The sequence below is a fragment of the Pseudomonas sp. B21-032 genome (assembly GCF_024748965.1).
Lineage (GTDB): Bacteria > Pseudomonadota > Gammaproteobacteria > Pseudomonadales > Pseudomonadaceae > Aquipseudomonas.
The window spans coordinates 3,788,151-3,807,948 of record NZ_CP087180.1 but is presented as its reverse complement, the minus strand read 5'-3'; the positions used below and the strand labels follow the sequence as shown (position 1 = coordinate 3,807,948).

Annotated in this window: 21 protein-coding genes; 16 read left to right on the top strand and 5 right to left on the bottom strand. The window is 58.1% G+C overall.

Features of this window, described 5'->3' with window-relative positions:
* Positions 1 to 20: 20 nt before the first annotated feature.
* Genes LOY54_RS17445 through LOY54_RS17405 form a run of 9 tightly spaced genes read left to right on the top strand, consistent with a single transcriptional unit; the run spans position 21 to position 8,460 of the window.
* Positions 21 to 3,884 (top strand): phage tail protein, encoded by a 3,864-nt coding sequence (locus LOY54_RS17445; RefSeq protein ID WP_258607377.1) that lies wholly within the window; start codon positions 21 to 23, stop codon positions 3,882 to 3,884.
* A 21-nt stretch (positions 3,885 to 3,905) separates the two neighbouring features.
* Entirely contained in the window at positions 3,906 to 4,286 is a 381-nt protein-coding gene (locus tag LOY54_RS17440) for a hypothetical protein (protein ID WP_230090964.1), read from the top strand.
* A complete protein-coding gene (locus LOY54_RS17435) occupies positions 4,286 to 5,014 on the top strand; it encodes a hypothetical protein (protein WP_258607376.1) in 729 nt (242 codons plus the stop codon). The genes LOY54_RS17440 and LOY54_RS17435 overlap by 1 nt, the downstream gene beginning before the upstream one ends.
* Positions 5,015 to 5,024: 10 nt before the next feature.
* Complete coding sequence (locus LOY54_RS17430; protein WP_258607375.1) at positions 5,025 to 5,876, top strand: phage tail protein; 852 nt, start codon at positions 5,025 to 5,027, stop codon at positions 5,874 to 5,876.
* Complete coding sequence (locus LOY54_RS17425) at positions 5,873 to 6,214, top strand: hypothetical protein (protein ID WP_258607374.1); 342 nt, start codon at positions 5,873 to 5,875, stop codon at positions 6,212 to 6,214. The genes LOY54_RS17430 and LOY54_RS17425 overlap by 4 nt, the downstream gene beginning before the upstream one ends.
* The gene (locus tag LOY54_RS17420; RefSeq protein WP_258607373.1) at positions 6,211 to 6,438 is read left to right on the top strand and encodes a hypothetical protein; all 228 of its coding nucleotides are present in this window, start codon (positions 6,211 to 6,213) and stop codon (positions 6,436 to 6,438) included. The genes LOY54_RS17425 and LOY54_RS17420 overlap by 4 nt, the downstream gene beginning before the upstream one ends.
* Positions 6,439 to 6,496: 58 nt before the next feature.
* Positions 6,497 to 7,306: a phage tail protein gene (locus tag LOY54_RS17415; RefSeq protein WP_258607372.1), complete on the top strand. Its 810-nt coding sequence runs from the start codon at positions 6,497 to 6,499 to the stop codon at positions 7,304 to 7,306.
* Between the two features lie 9 nt (positions 7,307 to 7,315).
* On the top strand, positions 7,316 to 7,939 hold the full coding sequence (locus LOY54_RS17410) for a glycoside hydrolase family 19 protein (protein WP_258607371.1): 624 nt from the start codon (positions 7,316 to 7,318) through the stop codon (positions 7,937 to 7,939).
* On the top strand, positions 7,936 to 8,460 hold the full coding sequence (locus LOY54_RS17405) for a lysis system i-spanin subunit Rz (protein WP_408980519.1): 525 nt from the start codon (positions 7,936 to 7,938) through the stop codon (positions 8,458 to 8,460). Before LOY54_RS17410 ends, LOY54_RS17405 begins: the two co-directional genes overlap by 4 nt.
* A 197-nt stretch (positions 8,461 to 8,657) precedes the next feature.
* On the opposite strand, the gene LOY54_RS17400 is transcribed toward LOY54_RS17405, so the two are convergent.
* The 4 genes from LOY54_RS17400 to LOY54_RS17385 all read right to left on the bottom strand — a co-directional run bounded on the left by LOY54_RS17400 (position 8,658) and on the right by LOY54_RS17385 (position 12,970).
* Positions 8,658 to 9,245 (bottom strand): hypothetical protein, encoded by a 588-nt coding sequence (locus LOY54_RS17400; protein WP_258607370.1) that lies wholly within the window; start codon positions 9,243 to 9,245, stop codon positions 8,658 to 8,660.
* Between the two features lie 558 nt (positions 9,246 to 9,803).
* Positions 9,804 to 10,796 (bottom strand): restriction endonuclease, encoded by a 993-nt coding sequence (locus LOY54_RS17395; RefSeq protein WP_258607369.1) that lies wholly within the window; start codon positions 10,794 to 10,796, stop codon positions 9,804 to 9,806.
* A gap of 97 nt (positions 10,797 to 10,893) precedes the next feature.
* The gene (locus LOY54_RS17390) at positions 10,894 to 11,796 is read right to left on the bottom strand and encodes an HNH endonuclease (protein WP_258607368.1); all 903 of its coding nucleotides are present in this window, start codon (positions 11,794 to 11,796) and stop codon (positions 10,894 to 10,896) included.
* 211 nt (positions 11,797 to 12,007) lie between these two features.
* Positions 12,008 to 12,970 carry a bifunctional GNAT family N-acetyltransferase/nucleoside diphosphate kinase regulator gene (locus tag LOY54_RS17385; protein ID WP_258607367.1) on the bottom strand — a complete coding sequence of 321 codons (963 nt, stop codon included), beginning with the start codon at positions 12,968 to 12,970 and terminating at the stop codon, positions 12,008 to 12,010.
* Between the two features lie 426 nt (positions 12,971 to 13,396).
* On the opposite strand from LOY54_RS17385, the gene LOY54_RS17380 reads away from it, so the two are divergent.
* Both LOY54_RS17380 and LOY54_RS17375 read left to right on the top strand, forming a co-directional pair.
* Positions 13,397 to 13,624 (top strand): hypothetical protein, encoded by a 228-nt coding sequence (locus LOY54_RS17380; RefSeq protein WP_258607365.1) that lies wholly within the window; start codon positions 13,397 to 13,399, stop codon positions 13,622 to 13,624.
* An 81-nt stretch (positions 13,625 to 13,705) separates the two neighbouring features.
* Positions 13,706 to 13,996 carry a DUF3077 domain-containing protein gene (locus tag LOY54_RS17375; RefSeq protein ID WP_258607363.1) on the top strand — a complete coding sequence of 97 codons (291 nt, stop codon included), beginning with the start codon at positions 13,706 to 13,708 and terminating at the stop codon, positions 13,994 to 13,996.
* A gap of 64 nt (positions 13,997 to 14,060) precedes the next feature.
* On the opposite strand, the gene LOY54_RS17370 is transcribed toward LOY54_RS17375, so the two are convergent.
* Complete coding sequence (locus tag LOY54_RS17370; protein ID WP_258607362.1) at positions 14,061 to 15,404, bottom strand: hypothetical protein; 1,344 nt, start codon at positions 15,402 to 15,404, stop codon at positions 14,061 to 14,063.
* Between the two features lie 112 nt (positions 15,405 to 15,516).
* Here LOY54_RS17370 and LOY54_RS17365 point away from each other — a divergent pair, with 112 nt between their 5' ends.
* The 5 genes from LOY54_RS17365 (at position 15,517) to LOY54_RS17345 (ending at position 19,569) form a co-directional block, all read left to right on the top strand.
* Entirely contained in the window at positions 15,517 to 16,782 is a 1,266-nt protein-coding gene (locus LOY54_RS17365) for a phospholipase D family protein (RefSeq protein WP_258607361.1), read from the top strand.
* Positions 16,783 to 17,083: 301 nt separating this feature from the next.
* Positions 17,084 to 17,527 carry a hypothetical protein gene (locus LOY54_RS17360; protein WP_258607360.1) on the top strand — a complete coding sequence of 148 codons (444 nt, stop codon included), beginning with the start codon at positions 17,084 to 17,086 and terminating at the stop codon, positions 17,525 to 17,527.
* A 136-nt stretch (positions 17,528 to 17,663) separates the two neighbouring features.
* Positions 17,664 to 17,837 (top strand): YhfG family protein, encoded by a 174-nt coding sequence (locus tag LOY54_RS17355; RefSeq protein ID WP_156160163.1) that lies wholly within the window; start codon positions 17,664 to 17,666, stop codon positions 17,835 to 17,837.
* A 389-nt stretch (positions 17,838 to 18,226) separates the two neighbouring features.
* Positions 18,227 to 19,135 carry an NAD synthetase gene (locus LOY54_RS17350; protein WP_258607359.1) on the top strand — a complete coding sequence of 303 codons (909 nt, stop codon included), beginning with the start codon at positions 18,227 to 18,229 and terminating at the stop codon, positions 19,133 to 19,135.
* Positions 19,132 to 19,569 carry a hypothetical protein gene (locus LOY54_RS17345; RefSeq protein WP_258607358.1) on the top strand — a complete coding sequence of 146 codons (438 nt, stop codon included), beginning with the start codon at positions 19,132 to 19,134 and terminating at the stop codon, positions 19,567 to 19,569. Before LOY54_RS17350 ends, LOY54_RS17345 begins: the two co-directional genes overlap by 4 nt.
* The last annotated feature ends 229 nt before the right edge of the window (positions 19,570 to 19,798 follow it).

Genomic DNA, 19,798 nt, shown 5'->3' with positions numbered 1-19,798 from the left:
TTTATTGCCCGGAGGAAAGCATGGGTGCAGCACTGAAGATTAGTGGAGCCAAGGGCGGAGAGAGCAAGCCTCGGCAGCCGTACAAGGCGCCCGACAGCGCGTTGTCGATCGCCACCGCCAAGATGCTCTACATCATCAGCGAAGGTGAGGTTGCAGGGCCGGTCAACGATGCACGGTCCTTCAAGCTGGACGGCACGCCGCTGATTGCACCCGATGGCAGCGAAGCGTTTCCGGGCACAACCTGGGAGTTTCGCTCGGGATCAGTTGATCAGGAGCATATCGCCGGCTTCCCGGCTGCCGAATACGAGCAGTCCGCCGGGCTGCCTGTGGAACTGCGGTCGGATGCCCCATGGACGCGTGCCATCACCAACCGCGAACTGTCGGCCGTCCGGGTTCGGCTGTCCTGGCCGCAAATCTGGGAAGTGAAAACCAATGGTGATCAGGTCGGCTACCGCATCGACTACACCATCGAACTGTCCGTGGATGGCGGGGCGTTCAGCACCGTGCTGTCTGCCACCCTCGATGACAAGGGAACCACCGAGTACGAACGCAGCCATCGCGTCGATTTGCCCCAGGGGTTCAGCTCGGCCGTTATCCGGCTTCGCCGCCTGACCCCGAACCGTAACGACAGCAACTTCGCCGACATCATGCGGGTGAAAGCCTTCACCGAGGTGATCGACGCCAAGCTGCGTTACCCGAACCTGGCCCTGGCGGCGCTGCAGTACGACGCTTCCCAGTTTTCCAACTTTCCCAAGTTCAGCCTGTTGTGCCGTGGCCGCATCATCAAGGTGCCAAGCAACTATGACCCGGCGACCCGCACCTACACCGGCAACTGGGATGGCACCTTCAAGCTGGCGTATTCGAACAATCCCGCCTGGGTCTGGTACGACCTGCTGTTGCATCGCCGATATGGACTTGGGCGACGCATCACCGCCGACATGGTGGATCGCTGGTCCCTGTATGAGATCGGCCGCTATTGCGACGTGATGGTGCCAGATGGCAAGGGCGGCCAGCAGCCGCGAATGACCACCAACGTTTACATTCAGGACCAAGCCGAGGGCTATGCCTTGCTGTCGGACCTGGCCAGCGTGTTCCGCGGTAGCAGTTGCTGGAATGGCTCTCAGGTGACAGTCATCGCCGACATTCCGGGGAATGATGACGGTTACGTGTTTACACGCTCGAACATCGTCGGCGAGTTTGAATTCGGTGCGATCGCGCTGCCTGACCGCCATACCCGCGCCAAGATCGGCTGGGACAACCCGGAGAACGAATTCAAGACCGAGCCTGCGGCGGTCACCAACGAGGACATGATCGGCGTGCTCGGGCACCGGATGCTCGATGTTGCCCGTTTTGCCTGCACCGTCGAGGGGGAAGCGATCCGCCACGGGGTGTGGGCGCTGAAGTCGGAGCAGTTCGAGACCTGGACCGTACGCTTTACCACCGGCATGGAAGGCCGCAACATCGAACCGGGTTCGATTATTGGAGTGGCCGATGAGCTGCTTTCGGGGCGCCCGAACGGTGGCCGCATCAGCTCCGCCACCAAACGCGTGATCACGCTCGATATCGATGCCCAGGTGCAGCCGGAAGACCGTTTGATTATCAACCTGCCGAGCGGCAAGGCTGAAGGTCGTATCGTCAAGTCGGTCGCTGGTCGTGCCGTCACTGTCCTGGCCGACTATTCGGAGCTGCCTGAGGCAGAGTGCGCGTGGTCTGTTGAGAGCGCTGACCTGGCTGTCATGCGGTTCCGCGTGCAGACCATCGAGCCGAAGGCGATGCATCAGTGGGAGATCAGTGCTGTTCAGTATGAGCCGGACAAGTTCGACGCGATCGACCACGGCGCGCGGGTAGACCCGCAGCCGATCACGATTTTGCCGCCAGGCGTGATTGATCCTCCGGCAAGCGTTAGCGTCGATTCGCGCAGTGTGGTGTCGCAGGGAATCGCCGTCACTACCATGCGGATCTCCTGGCCCGCGGTGAAAGGCGCAATCTCCTACAACGTCGAATGGCGCAAGGATAACGGCAGCTGGATCAGGCTTCCGCCAACCGGAACGCTCGGCGCGGAGGTCGAGGGAATCTACTCAGGGCTGTACACGGCCAGGGTCAGCGCCGTCAGCGTCATGGATGTTGCTTCTGTCTTCGCGATGAGCGCGGCCACTCAGTTGAATGGCAAGGACGGCTTGCCGCCGGCGGTCAGCCACCTGAACACCACCCCGCTGGTCTACGGCATCAAGCTGGCCTGGGGCTTCCCTGCTGGCGCCGAGGACACCCAGCGGACGGAAATCTGGTACAGCAAGACCACCTCGCGCGACGACGCGATCAAGTTGGGCGACTTCGCCTATCCGCAGGCCGAGCACGAAATGCACGGCTTGGCCGCCGGCGTGTCCTTCTTCTTCTGGGCGCGCCTGATCGACCGCACCGGAAACATCGGCCCGTGGTTTCCGGCAGGCGTTGGCGTCAACGGCCAGTCCAGCTCTGACCAGAGCGAGTACGAAGAGTACTTCAAGGACAAGATCGGCAACGGCGCGCTGTACCCGGTAGTGCGTGAGGAGATCGAGAAGATTTCCGGCGATGGCCCAGGCTCTGTGAATGAGCGCCTGGGCGAGCTCAACGAGCAGCTGCAGGAGCAGATCGGCAACCTGGTTGACGCGCTGGAGTACAACCCAGAGCAACCGTACCTGAAGGATGACGCTGTCCGCCTGGGCCAGCGCCTGTACCAGGCCAAGCAACCGGTTCCGGCAGATCCCTCTGGGGCGAATGCGCCACCGAACCCGCTGTACTGGCTGGATATCGGGCAGGTGGTGCAGAGCGCCAATGCCCTTGCTGCGCAGGTAGAACAGAATACGACCGACATTACCGATCTGGACGGCGTGGTCACCGCCCAGGCAACAAGCCTGCAATCGCTGCAGGCAGCTTGGCGTGCTGACGTTGACGACGATGGCGGCATGTCCGACGCCAACGCAGCCTGGGATGCCCAGGCCGGTATCAGTGAGCAGCGCAAGGTGTTTGCAACTGAGCAGCAGGCATCCGCTGAGCGCTTCATCGCGATTGACGCCAAGGTCGGGCAGAACGCCGCCGGGCTTTCCACCCTGGAAAAGGCGGTGGCCACCCAGAACGAGGCCACGGCCACGCGCCTGGATCAGCTGAAGGCGAAGGTCGACGACAACGCGGCGGACATTCAGGAGGTGTCCGAGGCGCAGGTGACAACCGACCAAGCCGTGGCTTCGATACGAACCTCTGTCGAGGCGGTTTACACCGCCGGCCGGGATGATACGGGGGAGGGCGACCTGCTCAGCGCATTGGACGCCCAGAAGTCGCAGGCCAAGTTCGCAAGCGATGTTCGCATCCTGGCGGATGCCGATCAGGCCCTGGCCCGGAAGTCCGAGACGCTCGAGGCCTCGATCGGCGAGACCAGCGCTTCGGTTCAGCAAGTCAGCCAGGCCGTGGTGAACCTGGATGGGAAAGTGAGCGCCCAGGTGACCATCAAGGCACAGACCACATCCGGCGGCAGAACCGTAGTTGCCGGATTGGCAGTGGGCAGCAATGGGGAAACCTCGGAGATCCTTGCATTCGCACAGCGCTTTGCGGTGGTCGATGAGGTTTCTGGCCAGATCTCTGTGCCGTTCGTGGTGCAGAACGGTCAGGTGTTCATCAACCAGGCGTTTATCAGCAAGGCCTTCATCGAGGAAGTGATCCTGGGGTCGACACTGCGGTCCACTGCAGTGAACTCGCAAGGGCTCCCGCTGCTGGAAATCAACATTCCGGCGGGCACATTCGTGCTTCGTGGCCAGGACGCCGACGGCTCGACGCTGCTGAATAACGGTGGCCATTACGTCTATGACGCCAACGGCAAATTGAGAACGGCAACCGGTCGATTGGTTTTGTGAGGGATTATGTCTATTTATGGAATGAGCGTGAGGGATGCCAATGAAGTGGAAACATTGGGCATGTCAGATTTCACATTGTCCAAGTTGGCACAAGTCATTATTCCGGCCTCTAACTCTACCGGCCAAGGTTTGCGGTCTGACTACATCGAACTTGATGTTCCGGGGTACGATCCTGCGACTTGCTTCGTAACGATTGTACCGCGTGTTTATGCTCAGTACGAACAGCCTGGATACTTCGATGGGTGGGGGTGTGTTCCTGTATATCGTGATCTGGGTGGCACTAAGATCGCGATATACACGTACACCAACAGGCGCTTCGCAACGGGTGTTGGCGGTAACTACCGTGACGAATGGATTTCATCGGTCGTTGAAAGCGTTGTTGAAGTCGTGAGGGTGATGTAATGGCCGAATATGGTTTTTACGCATCCAATGACTTTGGCTCTGTCACCATCACAAGTACCTATAAGGTCATGGTCTTTTCCGAAAGAGGCACCTTCAACATCACCTCTCGGTACACGGACCGCCCAGGAAGCGGACTTGTTACATTTGCGAAGCCCATCCTGACCCTGGAGCCCCCGCAGGTTTTTCTCCGGCATGTCTCAGGGGTGCACAGCACTCTGGGGCTATACGTCACGATGCTCGGATCATCGGGCGGCTGGACAGGGTTCTTAATCACTTCGGCGGTAAGGGGCGGCAATCAGTTGCAGAACTACCTGGTGGAGTATGTTGCCTGTAAGTATGCAGATGCGCCCAGCGCTGAAGTGTATGGGCGAAACATATGGGACGCCAACGGTCGAATTGTTTTTTCCTCCAGTGATCGTGTTGTCAGGTTCAATAAATTTACAAAGAACTGGACGAAATCACAGGGCGTTAACGTAGATGAGTATTTCAGCGGTTTAACGATTGACTCCGATGATTATATTTCTGTCACCAGTTTCGATCGAGGGGTTGAATGGTTTGCTGGTGGCGCTCGCTATGCCGGGGTAACCATTTGGGATTTTAACGCGCCTGCGCTAACTATCTTTTGCGACAAGCAAACGGGTGGCGGCTACAGCTATCCGTATGGTACTGACGGGACAAGCTTTTCAATTCCCGTCTGTAAGTTTCCAATTTCCAAGTATTACAACTAGGGGCGATCATATGCCATGGTACAGAACAGGCACGGTCGCCATCACGGCCGGCCAGAACACGGTGACCGGTACCGGCACGACGTTCACCTTGAATGCCCGGGTCGGTGACGCCTGGGTTGGCCCGGACGGCCGGCAGTACGAGGTGACTAACATCGCCAGCGGAACAGTACTGAGCATTCTCCCGGCTTACCAGGGCGCCACCGTAACCGGTGGCACCTACTCAATCACACCGATGCAGGGGTACGTGAAGGAATCAGCTGATCGGCTGCGCCAGGTCGTCGAGCAGTACGGCGCAACGCTGGTTCTGTTTGGTGGTGCTGCTGATGCGGTGACGCTAAGGGCAAACATTGCTGCCGCGACCCGGGGCCAGAACTCCGACATCACGGCGCTCCTGGGCCTGACCACCGCACTCAGCGTTGCCCAGGGCGGCACCGGCGGCAACACAGCTGCGGCTGGCCGCGCCGGGCTGGGGCTGGGAACGGCCGCCACGGCAAATGCCGTTGGCACGGTTTCCCAATCGGGCGGGGTATCGACGGGCGCGATCATCGAGCGTGGCTCCAACGCCTCGGGCCGCTACACGAAATTCGCCGACGGCACGATGATCTGTTCGGCAACGCTGAACTTCTCCCAGGCGGTCACCTTTGCCCAGGACGGGCTATTCATCGGGGCCACGCCGACGTTCGGCTTTCCGGCGGCCTTCATCGCGCCACCTCAGTTCACATTCAGCGCGCGGGCGCAGACGGTTTCCACCCAGCCCAATGCGGTGACCGCGACGACCTATCAGGGCCTGGTCATGTCCATGACTTCAAGGACCATCACAGCAGACTTCGTAATGACAGCCCAAGGCAGGTGGTACGCATGAGACTGAAACTGACCCCGATCCGCTCCGACGCCACCCTGGCCATTCACAAGCTGGGTGACGTGCTGACCATCAATGGCCTGGCCTATGACTTCGGTCCGCTGCCAGATGGCGCCACGCTCCCGGCCGAGGCCATTGGCTGCCCGTGGATCAACCAGCCGGTGGAGCGCATCAACGGCGTGTTGGTCATTCCGATCACCATGCCGCACGGCGCCGAAGCCGGGGAGCGATCGCGCTTCCCCGCGGACATTGTCGGCGCCCCGGACGGCCCGATTGCGCTGCCGACCGACCAAGATCCCAAGCCAACCGTAGCGGAAGCAACAGAGGAGACCGACGCATGATCGACTTCAGCCAGGTCAAAACCGCAGAGCAGAAAGCCAATGAGGCCCGCCAGGCAGAGCGCGAGGCGGCGCTGGCGTCCCGGCGTGCCGCCTATACCGCCGAGAGCGATCGCCTGAAGTTCGAGGCTGAATATGACGCGCTGGCGGCCAGCACTGAGCCCGATTACAGCACCTGGATCGCCGCGGTCGCCGCCATCAAGGAACGTTACCCGCTCCCGCAGTAACGGTCAGAGCGTCAGCGCACCCGCCATTGAGCGGGTTTATTTTTGCCTGGAGAAAAGCATGCCCTGGAGCAGAGCAGGAACAGTGGCCGTAACGGCTGGCCAGAAGACGGTCACCGGTACCGGCACGGCGTTCACCTTGAATGGCCGGGTCGGTGACGCCTGGGTCGGGCCGGACGGCCGGCAGTACGAGGTCACGAACATCATCAGCCCGACGTCGCTGAGCATCGAGCCCGGGTATCTGGGTTCGACGGTTACCGCAGGCACCTACGCCCTGGTGCCGATTCAGGGGTGGCCCAAGGCTGCAGCTGATCGGATGCACCAGATCATCGACCAGTGGGGCGTAGCGCTTTCCTCGCTGGGCGCCGTGTCGACAGAGAACGTGGTGCCGGTGACCAAGGGCGGGACGGGCGGCACGACGCAGGCTGGTGGTCGGAATGGTCTCGGCCTGAAGACAGCGGCGGTGGCGGATATCGTCGGCACCGTCTCGCAGGCCTCGGGTGTGCCCACCGGCGCGATCATCGAGTCAGGCACCAACGCGAATGGCGAGTACGTGAAGTTTGCCAACGGCACCCTCATCTGCACGGCGGCGGTTGTGCTCGAGTTCAGTTCGGCCACCACATTACTCAAGACCTGGCCATTTCCTGCCGCCTTTTCGGCAGCGCCAAAGGTCACCGCCACTCCGATTCAGGGCTCGTCAGCAGACTCAGCGCCAGTAACGTTTGCTGAGTACGGTCCCGCGATGGCCGCCTCTATCAACACCGTCCAGTGTGTGCCGCGCTTGTGGCGTACTGCCGGTGGCACCAACAGCTTCATCAGCACGTCCGTGGTCACCGCGCACTGCCACGCCATCGGCCGCTGGTTCAACTAGGAGAAACGCATGCCCCCTTTGACCGAGCAGCAGTTGCTGCAGATCCTCCCGAACGCCCGCCCAGTCGCGGGCATTTTTTTGCCTGCGTTGAACCGGGCCATGGCGCGCTACAAGATCGACAGCCAGGTGCGCGTGGCGGCGTTCCTGGCCCAGGTGGGGCATGAGTCGGGTCAGCTGCGCAACCTGGTGGAGAACCTAAACTACAGCGCCGAGGCGCTGGTGCGTACCTGGCCCAGCCGGTTTACCGCAGTGTCGGCCGCCGCCTGCGCGCGGCAGCCGGAGAAGATCGCCAACATCGTGTACAGCGGTCGCATGGGCAACACTCGCCCAGGGGACGGCTGGCGGTACCGTGGGCGCGGCCTGATCCAGCTCACCGGCCGGTCGAACTATGTCGCCGCCGGCGCCGGCCTGGCCCTGCCGCTGGAGGATAACCCCGAGCTGCTCGAGCAGCCCGAGCACGCCGCCATGTCCGCCGCCTGGTGGTGGTCGACCCACGGCCTAAACGAGCTGGCCGACGCTGGGCGCTTTCAGGATATTGGCAGCGTGATTAACACCGGCAAGCCCGGCCGGGTGCCGCACGGCGCCGCTGAGCGAAAGGCCCTGTATGACCGCGCGCTGAAGGTGCTGGCGTGATCAGCTGGCGCACGATCGGTGCAGCGGCATCGCTGGCGCTGGTGCTCTGGGCGTTCTGGGGCACCTACGAGCACGGCCGCTCGACCATGGATGCTGAATGGCAGGCCAAGAGCGAGAAGCAGGCCAATGAATTCCAGGCTGAACGAGAAGCTGCTGCTGTGGCGGTGATCAACTGGCAGGACGCAGAGCAGGCCCGGCGCCGCGCCCTTGAAGATCGGCTACAGGCCAACGATAAAACCCACCACCAGGAGCTGACCAATGCTCAAGCAACCCAGGCTCGCCTGCGCGATCGCCTCGCTACTTCTGATCTCCGGCTGTCAGTCCTACTCGCCGCCCCAGCCCAGGGTAGTGGCTGTGGGGTGCCAGCCGCCTCCGGCACCGGCGGCATGGTTCATGGAGCCGCGCGAGGCGAACTTGACCCAGCGGCTGCTCAACGAATTGTCGCCATCACAGATGCCGGCGACCAAGGATTGATTGCCTTGCGGGCGTGCCAAGCGTACGTGCGGGAAGTGCATAAATAGGGGGAGGTAATCAGTCGGCAGAACGCCGGAGGAGGGTGTTTTCTCTGTCTAATACTGCCGGTGTAAATGGCCTATTTGTTGGCCGAAAACCGTCGAAAATGGCGAATGCATATTAGACACTTGCAATGCATACGCCACGGATTTCAAGGCCTGGAGCCGATCTTTACCCATACTGCTGCAGTACTGATGGCTGGTTGCTACTTGGAGAAAAAAGTGCGCTCTACCTCAGCGATAAATTCTTGATAGAACTGCAGCCCCATTCTGGCCAGGATCGTAGGGTGCTTATCGGAAATCGGGTTACCCAGATGCGATGCTGGAGGGTTGTACCATTGACCATTGTTTTTTACGGGGAGGGCTACTGGGCGCGGCGGTATCTCAATGACATGGATAGGATCGCCACGGTACTGCAAAATCTCCCCGTTGGCGCCGATCTCTAAACTCTCGATGCGCCCTCCGCGAGGGTTAACAAAGTTCAATCCTCTGCCGCCAGGTTCGATTTTCGTCAAATCCTGAATGGAATGGGTGTCAGCATCGCGGGCGGCTTTCAGATAACGGAGCAGCATGTCTTTCCTGCGGAGTGCCTGGTACTTCCCCTGCCAGGGCTGAAAACTTGCCTGGATGGGAATGCAAGCCCGCTCCACCTTTATCCATGCCTTCTCAATGTGCCCCAGGAAATCCCTCCAATCGCTCTCGTACTGCTCAAATGAGCGAGCTTCCAACATGGCATCAACAGCTTGCTGAGCGGCTGTAAGGTTTGCTTTCGAGTGTTTCAGCTGATCGGTCATATCGCATCCTTTCTAGAGGCAGGCCTTGAAGTCAGTGTCTCATGCCGCGATTGGCCTGCGCAAAACCACCCGTCCAGGCCGCGTGTTTCCGTTTGCAAAACCACGAAAAACCCGATACTGTGGCGGTCCGGTTTAGGGTTTAATGTGAGTGAAATCAGCTACTTACTGACCTTTCGCCCGCTGCATGGGGTGCAAGGGGTCGAGTGTTCGAATCACTCCGTCCCGACCATTATTTAGAACGACTAAGCCACCTTCGGGTGGCTTTGTTGTTTCTGGGGTAGGGGGCTTTTTGGTTGAATTGGCCTTGTCAATATCCCGATTTTCTCCTCAGAATGGTTAGTGCTGGTCCTCGTGAAGCGGTGGCTCACATCGTATTTGTCGCCACTATCAACTGGTAAGCCCGGCGTCTGAGTTGTGGCTGCTGGTGCTTCCGTTCTTGAGATTAACCTTAATGAAAGGCCTGAGGTGCTTGGGCATCAATGTGCCGGGGGGATTTGAACCCCCGTCTTCAGCAAACTACTATACGAGAGCCCAAGCAAACCACTTCTCGCACAGACCCTAAGCAGGCCAATAAAGCCTCTTCAAGGGAACAATCCTCTTCGTCTCAGCATCCGTAGCATCGTAATGCTCAATCAACGCTCTAACTACATGATCCAGCGTCCACAGCGATAACGGAATCGATGCACGATCCGCTTCGTAAAGTGCGTCCTTACTGAAACCACCTGTACTGACGTACAAGCCACGATCGTCTTTATGCCGGCCACCGAGGAAACTACGAATATTCTGGCTACCCATCTGTCCCTTGCGGTGTTTCACCTCGACAACGATGCGAGGGTTCTCAAAGCCAAATCCGTCTGGGGAAGCAACAATGTCTTTCCCTCGGTCTGAACCCGGTGGTGAAACCTGAGTTTTGTAGCCCATCGCACGTAAAATCCCCGCAACCAGATGCTGCATTTCGTCCCAATCAATCTCGCTCAACCGGTCTTTGATTCGCTCGACTGCTTGAGATTCGATATCAGCAAGTGGGTCGGCAATAGCTTCATCGGTGACGTCGTCGGGCTCTGGTGCTGGGCCACCTTTTAACGCAGCCAAGACTTCTGCTGCCGCTCGGGCGGGCACTTCGAAAACGGTCAGGGTAGAACCCAGGCTGTTTTTGGTGGTTACACCCAGTTTCTCGCGTGACAGTTCTAGCGGTTGCCACTGTACTTTTCGAGCCAGCGCCATACCTTGCTCTGCCCATTCTGGGTGGTGTTCTGCCGCGCCGGTGAATGTGCCCACCTGGTAGAGCCGGTTTGCAGGAGAGTAGGTGATGACCCAATCTCCACTCTGGATTTCGTTCACGAAACGCCAAACTTGAGATGCACCCGAGACGATGGTGCCTTGCTTCATCTGAGGCTCGATTGACTGATACAAGGACATTAGCTGTTTGCGTCCGACGCCCGGTTTGGCATGTGGCGCTAACTGGACCCATCCGATGGCCGCTACTTCTCTTTCGCGAAAAGCGTCGTACAAGCTTCCCCCTTCGCCGCGAACCATCCACATCCGTGTCATATCATTTGCCTTGTCAGTTGATTTTGATGCCAGGCCACTGGGGCCGTGCAGGTCAGTAGGTCTATAGCGCGGAGTTTACTCGATCTGGAAAACGCCCCTACGCAAAACTAAATCGCTTGCGGTGCTTCTCAAGGTAGCGGCGATTGCCCTCACTCAAGGTAGGAATTGATGTGTATTGGTCTAGCCCCAGGATCTTGTGTTCCTCCGCTGCCAACTCGTCGCTGATCAGCAGTTGCCCATCCTCACCAAAAGAAATCAATCCACAGTCGAAGAGTCGATCAATGTGGGTGGCCAGCAGCAATCCGTTATCTGTATCCAACCTGGCTTTGTTGTCGGCTAAGGCCCAAGCTTGAATGTGCGAGGCGACTAATAGGTTGGGATTTTTTAGCCCGGTCAACGCACACTTTTTCTCCCAGCGTTTGAGCAGCCCTGTTCGAAACGCACCTTGGCCAACTCGAGCCTTTACGAGCGCTTCTCGCGTCGTAACGGAAGGGCTTTTTCCTGGCGATCCGGCATCTACGAGCTGGTCTTCGTAGTCAGCAACAACCTCGGCTTGTTCCAACAAATACAGCGCAGCATCGGCAGGCAACTGCGCCATGTAGATCTGATTCACACTGCCTTTGTTGTTGAACAACGATGGCTCTGTGCGGGCATCGAATTGCGCCTGGTAGGTGGGTGCAATGTCGTCGCTGCGTAAGAGGTGCTTGAGGTCGGTGAGGGTGATATCGACTCGGTGCCCTTGGTTGCTCCACTCGTTGAACGAGCGAGTTGGAGGGCGTTCGGCTTGGTAGGCATCGCGCTCGGCTTTGGCAATCGCGCGTAGGTAGTTGTCGTGGTAACAGAAGATCAAGTCTCCGGCTTTAACTTTACCGACGTTGTCCCAGTGGCGACGGGTTTGTACCTTGCCGGCTTGTGTACGCGAACTCAGTGGGGCCCAGAGAAAATTGCCGGCCCTGGCCTCTTTGTGCGTGGTACCTAGGTTCACCCAGAAAAATTGCATCTCGCGTCCTTACAGGTCTGGCATATCGCCAGCAACCATACCGCGAGATCCTACGAAAATGAAGGAATGGTCCTACTTGTTGTTACCAAATCGAGCGCAGGAAGGAGGTCCTCTGGCCAAGTCCTGATCTTGTCCAGCATGTCTGCATCAGGCACGGAAATCGCTGGGGGATCTTCGCGCCTGATGGAAAAACACTAAGCCAACGGCTCAATTACAGGTGGAAATCGCCCGCAGACTCCGGCTGGTACAGCACTTTCCTGATCCCGATCCGGCGGGTGCGGTCAGAAACTCGCCAGTCGATGGCGTCCCCCTCCTGATAGCCCAGGATGGCGGCGCCGATGTCGGAGCACACGGAGTACTTTCCGGCGCTGCTGTCTGCGTCTTCAGGGTAGACCAGGGCCACTTCGATCTCTTCGTCGTCCAGTTGCAGCAAGGCCCTGGAGTTCATCGTGACGACATTGCGCGCCACCTGCTGCGGTGTGACGACGATGGCTCGCTCAAGCTCATGTTCGAGCTCAACAACGGCCGGGCCTTGCTCGAGCGCGATCAGGCTCTCGAGCCTGGCTTTGTCGATTTCGGTGATGTAGATCTCGGTGGAGTCGGCAACGGCACCTTCGCGCAAGAACTGCAGATAGCGCGCCGCCGTCATGGAAAATGACTTCAATGTCGGCGTTTCGCTTTCAAGCAGAAAACCGCTGCGCACAAAGGCTTTCAGCGAGCGGGTGTTGTCGGGGTGGATTTTGGCGATGAGCTTCTCGGCGCGCATGTCGAGGAAGGCCAGTTTCATGCCTTCGCGGATTGTGCGCGCGCCAAGGTTTCGGCCCCATTTGTCGCTGTCTCCAATAACCAGGACGATCTCGCAATTGGAGCCGGTCTTGATCAGGCGGACAAAGCCCACCGGGGCATCATGCCGGTCGTAGGCCATGAAGAATCGGCCGCCCCGGTTGAATAGATGGGTCAGGATCGGCAATTGAGTCCGATCGATAACTTGCTCGATGGAGCGGGAGACATGACGCGAATCGCTCAAGTAGCAGGTAACGCGCTCATCTTCCAACCAATCCATGAGCGTCAGTGCATGTGCCCGAGTAATTTCCGGGCACAGCGAAATGAAAGGCTTGTTCATCTTCACCACAGTTATTTGGAAAGAATGAAAGCCCTTCATGGCTATGGCCATGACGGTTCTTTCGGCAACCGGCCATTTTATGGCAAAACGCTAGTGAATGGCGAATAGCCTGCGCACTCTGGCAGGCTTTTGCCGTTCTTTTCGATGACCTTGCCGATGAACATCCGCCCCTCAAATTCTTCAGAATTTCCTGATTCCCTGTAGTCCATTTCCCAATCATACTCGCACCGCCTTTAAGCCATTGCAGTGGTTCCTTGAGCGCTCTAGTCTCCGCCAGTCGTTGCCAATTCAACGACCGGTTTTGACAGACCGCAACAAATGAAACCATCTGTGCACCTGCGTAATGGCGGCTGTGCGTGGGGCACCTTCGTGTGCGCCGGGTTTCTTCGTTTACCGGTCTGTCAACCCGCGTACAGCTGCCACCTCTTTGTTTGACAGCTTGGGTGTGGCGGCTCCATCTAAACGGAGCAATACCTGATGTTAAAAATCGTCCCCGACCCACCTCACCACCCCAACCAATCCCTCGAAGACCTCCTGGTCCAGACCTCCGAATACCTGGTCCGCGCCCAGACCATCGCCCGACAATCCGTCCTGCTCTATCCCAAAGCTCCCGACCAGGTCCTCACCTTGGCGACCCTGCATGAAATCGAACACGCCTGGGCTCTGGTCGAAGTGGCCTTGAGCAAGGTGCAGTCACGCCACTGAGTTGCCAATAAGCAGACGCCCGCGTTGCTGACGAAATCCCTTGGCAACGCGGGCTAGCGATTTCAGCAGGAGGACCTGTCAATGGATGAGGATTTGAAGGCAGCCAGTACCTTGAAGACCGCTGGCATCGCGGCCTTCGGTGAAGGCGAAAGTGGGCATTCCACACAAAGGCTGTTCCGCGTCGAGCCCGGACACAGTGCGGCGTTCGCTCTGGAGCAGTCGTCGCTGCTGATGGGCTGCGTAAACCGGCTGACCCTGCAAGCCGGCATCGAGCACGACCCCAAGCTGGTCTGGGCGGCGCATTACCTCAGCGGCATGGCCAAAGCTCTGGTGGAGGATGTGGCTCACGCCATGCTGGACCGGCCGCAATGACGCAGCTGTTGGACCAGCGCTCGCCGAAGAGGCCGAGGCGATGACTGCGGGCGGGCAGCGCGGGCTAGTCCTGCGCCTCGTCTTCAAGCAAACGCAGCACCAGCGGCTCGATATCCAAAGCGCCTTTATGGTTAGCGTCCAGCAACTCGAGGTTCAACACCCAGTGCTTTTTCCCACGGCTCACTAGCTGAATCACCCCGAGGTCCTCAAGGATCGCAGCCAGGCGGCTCGACTCCGGCACCCGCTGTTGCCGGTTGATTGCCTGGTAGTAAGCGGTGCCGATGCCTGCTTCGCTGGTGCCGGCCGGCACACCGTCGGCGCTGTTGGCCAAGGGGAATTGCCCGCGGCCGAACTGCTGCCACAGGTAGTTGAGAGTGTCGTTGATTACCTGCAGCGGATAGCGGGTGATACTCGTGCCGCGGGCTTCAAAGCCCTGTTCGGTCAGGCGATAGAGAAAAGCCTTGCGCTGTGTGGGCGTCCAGCCTTCAGTCCAGCCAACTGTTGGTGCGATCATCGCGCTCTGGCTGGTAGCCTTTGGCTGCGGATTCGTTACCGTACCGCCGCCCAGGTCGTAGCCGATCATGAACAATGCCGCTTCCAGGCGTCGCAACGGGTTGCTGCCTGTACCGTCGTCCTGGTTGAAGCCGCTGTGCTTTGCATTGTCATGGGCAAGTACCGCCGCCAGTATCTGGCTGGCGCGGATGTTCCACTGCGCGTGCAGCGTACCGGCCTGCAGCGGCGGGAACTGCAAGTTGCCCTGGGACGGATCGCGCTGTTTGGATATGCCCTTGTTCGGCCTGGCCGACGCCCAGGGGAAGGCGAGCTCGGGCGGTACCTGGGTAAGTTCAGGCTCGACCTGCTTGCAGAACTTCACCACCGCCCAGCCCAGCGCGGCAGCAACGCGGCTGTCGTAGATCACCAGCTGCTTGCAGATCAGCGAGTAAACCTTGGTCATGCCGGCGTTGAAGCGCAGCTCGGGGTCAAGCAGCAGTTGATGATTCAGAGCACCGCTGTCGATTGCGTCGCGGGTGTCGATCAACACCTGGGCCAAGCCCTCTGCATTGTTGGTCAGCCAACTGACGTTACCGTTTTGTACGCCACCCCAGATCATCACATCAATGGCCGCGCGGCTGGCGGCCAGGTCTTCAGGCGCGGGCGCCAAGGCGCGTTGCAGTTGCTGCTCAAGCGCCGTCAGTGCGCGGGTGTTACTGGTGATGTCGCTGCCCTTGTCGATGTCCAGGTGCGCAATCGCCGGGTGCGGCCAGTGGTAGGTTTCATAGGCGTTGAACAGGCTACTGCAGTGCCAGGGCTCGCCACTCATGCGGTTCTGGTAGCCGTGGGCGAGGGTGGCGTTGTCCAGGTTGGCGCTCATCCATGCAATGAAGGCGTCGAGCAGGGGCTGGGCCATGGCGGTTTCCTTGTGGGGCGGCTTGGGCGTGCTGGGGGCGGGATTTTGGGCTAATCGGTTGATAGTGGCAATGTAGTATTATCGACAGAGATTCGTACAAGGAAGCCGACGATTGAAGTTCACTAGCAATATCGTGCCGCTGATAAAAGAACAGCTGCAAAACGACAAGGTTGATCTGAAGATTTTCTCGCCGTACCTGACCGGCTCGGCCGCGCTGGAAATTGCCCAGCTGGGTAAAAGCGCCAAGGTTTATACGTTGGTCAATGTGCAGGTGCTTGCCTCGGGCGCTTCGAATTGCGACACCATCAAAACCCTATTGGACAATGAGATCCCGGTCTACGTATTGCCCAAACTTCACGCGAAGATGGTTGTGGCCCGAGACCGCTTCGTGACGTTAGGTAGCCAGAATTTTACCGAGCGGGGTGCGACTGCGAACCTTGAAACCAACATTCGCGTTCGTGGGGTCAGCAAGGGCGTGCAGGCGTTGGTGGCGAAGATGGAGCGCCAGGCCACCTTGCTGACGCCAGGCTTTTTGGAGTCGGTGAATAAAGCCGCGCAGGTGCTGGTTGGCAAATACGATGCGTTGCGTGAGCAGGCCGACAAACTGGATCGCGACTTGATTGCTGCCGAAAAATCGCGCGCAAGTGCGCAACGCGGCGAACGGGCAATCGATGCCGAGGTTCGCTCGGAACTAGCCAAACGGCCGCAGTCCAATCCCCGCAAGTGCAGCATCGTTTCTCGCTTTGATGAGAAATACGCACGTCTTCAACACTCATTGAAAGGCGAAGAGTTGCTGACCTGGCCTATCGGCAAGAAAACCCACGACCTCAAACCCCAGCATCGCTATTTGTGTATCTCCGGTGCCGGCAAGCTTGGCTGGGTCAGGGTGAACAAGACCGTGTATTCGTTCATCGAGAATCGGATCGGCGTTGACAGAGGTCAAATCAAGGGCCAGGCGCAGTGGGGGGTGGCAATTGATGCGAGCGACAAAGCCTGCAAGGCCAAGAAGGGCGATTACAACTTGCGCGTGGCCGTGATCGATCGCGAGGATAAAGAGCTGTGCCATGTGTTTATGCGCTACAACACCGAAGACCTTGATGTTTATCCTGCCGTGATGCTCCGCAATTCAGGTAAACCCAAGGCGCCTGCCGATGAACGACGCAAGGCGGTCGAGTGGATCGATGCCAACACCGAAAGCTTCGCGCGGGACATCAAACGGCTGATCACCACGCCGTTCAAATTCGAGGAAAACCTGACGGGCGAGAGGGCGGATAAGTTCTTTGGCGCGGAGGGTACATCGCACACTTTGTGCCTGGTCAAACTGCGCTCCAACGTTGCGTTGCGGGTGCTTGAGCCCGAGGAAGAACCGGCTGGGTAGGGCAAAGTATGTTTATCTCACGCTCTGCAGGACTATTCCTACATATCATTGTTTTTCTTCTGGCTTTTGAAAAGTAGGACGACATACCTGGCAAAAATACACTTCTGAAACGTTGATTTTTAGCTGCTAAAACTAGGCCGCTCAAGCGCCTGCAACCTTCGGGTTTGCAGGCGCTTTCACGTTTCAGGAGACCCCATGAACGACTCAAGAATGAGCGGGCTTGGCGCGAGCCCGTCGCAGTACTTTGGGGGAAGCAGTGCTGTACAGTCAGTAGCGCTTAGCCTAACCGAGGAAGTGAATCGTGATCAGCCAGGCCCAGATGTGGGTATTTATTCGTCGATTCTATCCGTGTTTGATCGGTACATACCTATTGGCACTTTTCGCTACGGCAATGGCTACATTAAGCGTAATCAATACCTATTTTTTGAAGCACGCCTACGAGTCAGAGCTTGCGATGGGCATGCTGGCGGTCGGTACGCTGGCGATCACGTTAGGGACCTTCATCCTGATTCGTGGTCGCACTTGGGCGGTATGGATGATTGTTGTGCTGCTGTTTGTTTGCTTCCTTGCCACGCTCTCAACCTACGGTCGGTCATCTCATATGCTTCTGTTTGTGGCCTCATTGGCTGCATCCTTGTTCGGTTTGCTAATCATCAACAGCCGACGTTACCGCCAAATGTGCAAACGTGTGGTGGTCATACGCAGGATGCGGAATCGATGGCTAGCAAGCGGTGGTAAAGCATGATTGGCAAGGTAAGCAGTACAGGCTTCATCGCGGGGCAAGCCCGCTCCCACTCTGGCCGACAGAGGTTAAAGGGAGAGGGGATGGCCGTTCCTGGAGTTGTTACTCGGCGTCATTGCCCAGCCATGAGGTCAGTCCTTTGAAAGCGCCAAGCTTGCACGCCAAGAAAGCCCATTGCGCCAAGACACGTCAGTCCAATTATTCGGCCAGCCTGCGTCTCGCAGGCATCGATGTCACACCGGATGATGCTGAACGCAAGCTACCTGCCCGTGAAGCGATCCTCGAAGCCTATCGACAACAAGCCAAGGGCTAATTCTTGATCAGTATGGGGTAGGTCAGGATCCATACCGCTATACCGGTATGACGATTCAAGACGGCACTCTGCTGCGCGCTTAAGATTTGTATCGAGTGTCTGGCATGACTATTGGCACGACTTAAAACGTGTGCATAGCAGACGTTTGTCGTATCACTCGTGTACACCGGTCCAGGATATCGGCAACTAGCAATCTGATGGGGCACGATCATTCAAGCATCAAAAGATGCGTCCTACGCCCCTTCGTTTACTTCCTCTTTTGAGCGTGTAGGACGACACACACAGCAAAAATACACTTCTGAAACGTTGATTTTTAGCTGCTAAAACTAGGCCGCTCAAGCGCCTGCAACCTTCGGGTTTGCGGGCGCTTTCACGTTTCAGGAGACCCCATGAACGACTCAAGGATGAGCGGGCTTGGCGCGAGCCCGTCGCAGTACTTTGCGCGCCAGCGGATTGAAAGCCTGGTCAACGTGCCGAGGCTGTTTGCAGCGATTGATGCCGATCCTGGGATCGTTGGGGCAGGGGTGGTGTACATCGATGCGGACTACAACGTGGTGACGTTGCGGGAGTTTCGGCCGATTTGTAGTGTATTGCCCAAGCGGGTGGTGTTGCGGGAGGTGAAGCGACACTTGGCGCCAATGCAATACGTGGATCACTTGGTGCATCACCCCAGAGAGTCACAGGTTGTAACGGAAGCGTTGAAAACTTCCGTGACATGCGCTGGGGCGGTGATAGCGCTACGGGCTGTACTTGATGGTCCGGCAGTGAAGTTGTTTTCGCCCCCTATTGCATTGGCGATCAAGATCGTCGGGACGGTGGTCGCGGGCGCTGGGTTATTACTGTGTGGCATTGGTTCAGTCAGTACCGCTCTAGAGATTCATGATCCTGAGCTCAATGACAAGATGATGGAGCAGGAGTGGTATCGAACGATAGTCCCTCTGCTCGATTCGATTTCTTTGTTGGGGGCTGCGATCTCAACGCATGTGATCTTGCGATACCTTCAAATGCGAAAGGCTGCCACAGGGAACAGCTGGTTTGATCTTAGTAGGCCGCTGAGTCGTCAACAACGCAAAGCGTTGACCAAGGAAATTCTATCGATTCGCCATCCGTCATTGACTGCTAATCAGTTGAAGCTGAAACAGCACTTGGAATCGCTTCCGAAGCGTTACTCCAATACAGAGCTAAATAGCATCACCCTTTCGATGATCAGAGACGCAGTTGGAGTGGCCTTGGCAGTGCCGGGGAGCGCAATTTTGTACAGCATAGTCGTTGCATTGTATGAGGAATTTGAATCGTGACTTATCCCGTGAGGAACAAGAAATTTCTGAATCGCTACTTCCCCGTATACGCCGCAGCATTGATGCTGAGCTGTTTTTCCTTCTCACTGGCGATAGCACTCGCGAGCCTGCTTCATTTCAAGACCCATCCCGACCTACCCGAGTACATCATTTCTTCACTCGTGGTCTGCTCTTTGCTGCTGAGCGTGGGCAACATGCTTCAGCTTCGAGGGCGGCGCTCCGGCATGTGGCTTGTCGTCATGGTGCTTGGCGCGTGCATGCTACTAACTCTTTCCACCTATGGCCCCCGCACGCCCATGCCACTTTTTACCTTGGCGCTGTTGGCACCGTTGCTGGCTCTGCTTTTGTTCAACAGCGAGCGCCACCGCGAGATGCGACGGCGGCTGATGAGGTTGCGGGAGAGGGAGAACCGAGGACGGGGCGGGTTCACTTAGCGAGTTCGGCAAGGAGAACGGGCCAGTGCTAGATCCGTCGCAATTGCCGGCTTACATACGTCAATGCTCACTCCTTGCTATGGAGCGGATTTTTCCTGACTTTCATCTCCTTCACCGATGCGATCATCCGCCTGGGAGAGGCGTGTTTCGCAGGTGGCGCTGTTGGCGTATAACAGCCGCCGTTATCGAGAGATGAGCAAAACCCTGTCGGACATCCGGCGCAATCACT